Origin of the sequence: Hydrogenophaga sp. (assembly GCF_030656115.1) — a bacterium.
Taxonomy (GTDB): domain Bacteria; phylum Pseudomonadota; class Gammaproteobacteria; order Burkholderiales; family Burkholderiaceae_C; genus Hydrogenophaga.
This window is the reverse complement of sequence record NZ_JAUSOO010000181.1, coordinates 1-4,070: the sequence shown is the minus strand read 5'-3', so window position 1 is coordinate 4,070 and position 4,070 is coordinate 1. Positions and strand designations below refer to the sequence as shown.

Sequence of the window (4,070 nt, the reverse complement as noted above, 5' to 3'; positions counted from 1 at the left end):
CACCTGGAGCGCGGCAGCCTGCAGCTGGAGGCGCTGAACACGCTGGTGCTGGACGAGGCGGACCGCATGTTGGACATGGGCTTTTTTGACGACATCGTGAAGGTGGCGCGGCAGTGCCCCAAAACCCGGCAGACCCTGCTGTTTTCGGCCACCTACCCCGAGGGCATTGCGAAGCTGAGCGCGCAGTTCATGCGCGAGCCGGTCACGGTGACGGTGGAGGCGCAGCACGCGGGCGGGCAGATTGAGCAGCGCTGGTACCAGGTGAGCGAAAACGAGCGGCTGGACGCGGTGAGCCGTTTGCTGCTGCACTTTCGCCCGGCGAGCACGCTGGCGTTTTGCAACACCAAGGCGCAATGCCGCGATTTGGTGGCGGTGTTACAGGCGCAGGGTTTCAGCGCATTGGCGCTGTTTGGCGAACTGGAGCAGCGCGAGCGCGACCAGGTGTTGGTGCGCTTTGCGAACAAGAGCTGTTCGGTGCTGGTGGCCACGGACGTGGCCGCACGCGGGCTGGACATTGCCAGCTTGGCGGCGGTGATCAACGTGGACGTGACGCCCGACGCGGAGGTGCACATTCACCGCATTGGCCGCACCGGGCGCGCAGGCGAAAGCGGCCTGGCGCTGAACCTGGCGAGCATGAACGAGATGGGTTCGGTCGGCAAGATTGAGCAGTTGCAGGGCCGCGAGTCGGAATGGCACAAGCTGGACGAACTCACGCCCACCGGCAAAGGCCCGCTGGTGCCGCCCATGGCCACGCTGCACATTCAGGGCGGGCGCAAAGAAAAAATTCGCCCCGGCGATGTGTTGGGCGCGCTCACCGCCGACCTGGGCTACACCCGCGAGCAGGTGGGCAAGATCAATGTGAACGAGTGGTCTACTTATGTGGCGGTGGACCGCGCCATTGCCCAGCAGGTGGCGAGCCGTTTGAACGATGGCCGCATCAAGGGCAAGAGCGTGAAGGTGCGGGTGTTGGAAGACTGAACCGCCCTACCCTGCCCATGCCCAAACACCGCCCCCAACACCCCACCCACTGAAAAGAGACACCGCGTGACCGATTCCACCAACGCCCCCGAAGCAACCCCACCCGCGCCGCTGTGCGAACCCTGCCAGGGCATTCAGCGCAACTGGCGCGGCGCGCCCGGCCACGCCGAGCTGCAGCAAGGCAACCACCGCAAAGAACTGCACGGCAATGTGCAGGTGACCATCACCGGCTATTTTTGCGACCGCTGCGGCACCCACTGGCACTACACCAACGACACGACCAACCAGCGCGCGGGTTGGTCGGTGGTGGTCGATTGAACCGGCGCCGCCCCGCATGAAAGCCCCGCCCCGGCTGCAAGCGCTGGTTGAAGAAGGCCTGATCGACACCGTGGTGCGCCAGCTCATGAGCGGCAAGGAAGCCATGGTGTTTGTGGTGCGCTGCGGCGACGAAACGCGCTGCGCCAAGATTTACAAAGAGGCCAACAACCGCAGTTTTCGGCAAGCGGTGGACTACACCGAAAACCGCAAGGTGAAAAACTCGCGGCAGGCCCGCGCCATGGCCAAGGGCACCAAGTTTGGCCGAGAAGCGCAAGAAGCCGCCTGGCAAAGCGCCGAGGTGGACGCGCTCTACCGCCTGGCCGCCGCTGGCGTGCGCGTGCCCACGCCCTACAACTTTTGCGACGGCGTGCTGCTGATGGAGCTGGTGACCGACGCCAACGGCGACGCCGCGCCGCGCCTGAACGACGTGCGCTTCACGCCTGAGCAGGCGCGCCGCCACCACGCCACGCTGGTGGCCGAGGTGGTGCGCATGCTGTGCGCGGGCGTGGTGCACGGGGATTTGTCCGAATTCAACATCTTGCTGGCGCACTCGGGTGACGCGGATGGGGTGGACTTCCCGGTGATCATCGACTTGCCCCAGGCGGTGGACGCGGCGGGCAACAACCACGCCCCGCGCATGCTGCTGCGCGACGTGGCCAACCTGCGCGACTTTTTTGGCCAGTTTGCGCCCGAGCTGCGCGCCACCCAATACGGCCCCGAAATATGGAGCCTGTACCAAAGCGGTTTGCTGAGCAACGACACGCCGCTGACGGGCCGTTACACCCCCACCCGCGCCAATGTGGACCTGGCCAGCGTGATGCGCGAGATTGACGATGCGCGCGATGAAAACGCGGCGCGCAAGCTGCGCATGGGGCAGTGAGCTGCGCTGTCTGGCTCACACGGGTTCACATTCAAGCGCAGAACCAGGCGTGATACGGCCGATCCCAGGGCACCGCCGGGCCGGCTTTGCCGGGCGGCCAGTGCCGCCCCCTTGGGGGTAGCGCGAAGTGCTGCGGGGGTGTCCATTTACCCCCTCGGGTGGTGCTGCGCCACGATCGTCTTGAGGCGCTCGCGGGCCACGTGGGTGTAGATGGTGGTGGTGGAAATGTCGGCATGGCCGAGCAGCATTTGCACCGCGCGCAGATCGGCGCCGTGGTTGAGCAGGTGGGTGGCGAAGGCGTGGCGCAGCGTGTGCGGCGAGAGCGGGCTGGTGATGCCGGCGAGCTGCGCGTATTTTTTGACGATTTGCCAGAACATGGCCCGCGTCATGGCCTCGCCGGCGCGGGCGCCGCGTGCGGCCACAAACAGGTCTTCGGTTTGTTGCCCACCCAAAATCTCCCCCCGACCCTGCCCCAGGTAGCGCTGCAGCCACTGCGCGGCGATGTGGCCAAACGGCACCAGGCGCTCTTTGTTGCCTTTGCCGGTGATGCGCAGCACGTGTTCGTTCAGGCCCACATGCCAGGTTTTCAGGCTGACCAACTCGGTCACGCGCAGGCCGCTGGCGTACATCAGCTCCAGCATGGCGCGGTCGCGCAGGCCCAGCGGGGTGCTGGTGTCGGGCGCGTTCAGCAGCGCTTCCACCTGCGTTTCGCTCATGGTTTTGGGCACACGCAGCGGCTGGCGGGCGGCGAGCAGGCGCAGCGTGGGGTCGGTGGTGATGAGGCGCTCGCGCAGCGCCCAGCGAAAGTAGCGCTTGAACACGGTGAGACGCCGGTTGGCGGTGGTGGCGCGGGTCTGGCTGTGTTGGTCTTCAAAATACCGCTTCAGATCGTCTTCGCACACGTTGGGCAAGGCCGTGCCCTGCCCGGCCAACCACTGGCCCAACAGCACCAGGTCGCGGCGGTAGGCGTCGAGGGTGTTGCGCGAGAGGCCGTCTTCGAGCCAGAGCGCGTCGGCAAAGGCGTCGGCCGCTGCGCGACTGGCCACCTCTTGGGGCGAGGGTGCGGCGGCGGCGGAAGACGGCGTTTGGGGTTCGGGCATGGCGGCGGTGGCGGGTGTTGCCAGAAGTTGGGGGGTCGGAAACGGTGCCAAAACACACCGCCACACCCGGGAAAACCCGCCCATGGCGGTACGCAGTTTCCGCAGCCGGGTGCACACAAGTTGCTGTATTCTGCCCCTTTGATTTCATCCACCGACAGGAGACACACAGCATGCGTTTGATTCACAAAATCGGTCTGGGTTTGAGCTTGGGTGCGGCCCTTGTCACCGGCGTGGCCAACGCCCAGCAGCAGTTCGTCAACGTGCTCACCGGCGGCCAAAGCGGCGTGTATTACCCCATGGGCGTGGCGCTGTCGCAGATCTTCGCCAAGGACATTCCCAACGCCCGATCCACCGCGCAGGTCACCAAGGCCTCGGCTGAAAACCTCAACCTGTTGCAGGCCGGCCGAGGTGAACTGGCGCTGGCCCTGGCCGACTCGGTGTCCGACGCCTGGAAGGGCGAGGCCGAGGCCGGTTTCCCCAAAAAGCTCGACAAGCTGCGCGGCCTGTCCGCCACCTACAACAACTACATCCAGATCGTGGCCAACGCCGACTCGGGCATCAAGACGCTGGCCGACCTCAAGGGCAAGCGCATTTCGGTGGGCGCGGCCAAGTCGGGCACCGAGTTGAACGCACGCGCCATCTTCAAGGCCGCTGGCCTGGCCTACAGCGACATGGCCAAGGTGGAGTACCTGCCGTTTGGTGAGTCGGTGGAGCTGATGAAGAACCGCCAGCTCGATGCGACCTTGCAGTCGGCCGGCCTGGGTGTGGCGTCCATCCGCGATCTGGCCACGGCC

General features: G+C 65.9%; 5 protein-coding genes. 4 read left to right on the top strand and 1 reads right to left on the bottom strand.

All coding sequences use genetic code 11. The annotated features are described in order from the left end of the window. From Q7J58_RS22365 to Q7J58_RS22355, 3 genes are all read left to right on the top strand, one after another. The coding region (locus Q7J58_RS22365; protein WP_304832253.1) for a helicase-related protein at positions 1 to 978 on the top strand (978 nt) is incomplete at its 5' end. Positions 979 to 1,044: 66 nt separating this feature from the next. Then, the gene (locus Q7J58_RS22360; protein ID WP_304832251.1) at positions 1,045 to 1,296 is read left to right on the top strand and encodes a hypothetical protein; all 252 of its coding nucleotides are present in this window, start codon (positions 1,045 to 1,047) and stop codon (positions 1,294 to 1,296) included. 16 nt (positions 1,297 to 1,312) lie between these two features. Continuing rightward, positions 1,313 to 2,176, top strand: coding sequence for a PA4780 family RIO1-like protein kinase (locus Q7J58_RS22355; protein WP_304832249.1), 864 nt, complete (start codon positions 1,313 to 1,315; stop codon positions 2,174 to 2,176). A gap of 146 nt (positions 2,177 to 2,322) precedes the next feature. Here Q7J58_RS22355 and xerD read toward each other — a convergent pair whose 3' ends face one another. After that, positions 2,323 to 3,276, bottom strand: coding sequence for a site-specific tyrosine recombinase XerD (gene xerD / locus Q7J58_RS22350; RefSeq protein WP_304832247.1), 954 nt, complete (start codon positions 3,274 to 3,276; stop codon positions 2,323 to 2,325). A gap of 170 nt (positions 3,277 to 3,446) precedes the next feature. Here xerD and Q7J58_RS22345 point away from each other — a divergent pair. Continuing rightward, a partial coding sequence (locus Q7J58_RS22345) for a TAXI family TRAP transporter solute-binding subunit (protein WP_304832245.1) occupies positions 3,447 to 4,070 on the top strand: 624 nt, incomplete at its 3' end.

Excerpts from the sequence above, each read along its gene's own strand:
- Q7J58_RS22355 (WP_304832249.1), top strand. The coding sequence starts at position 1,313 with ATGAAAGCCCCGCCCCGGCTGCAAGCGCTGGTTGAAGAAGGCCTGATC.
- xerD (WP_304832247.1), bottom strand. The coding sequence starts at position 3,276 with ATGCCCGAACCCCAAACGCCGTCTTCCGCCGCCGCCGCACCCTCGCCC.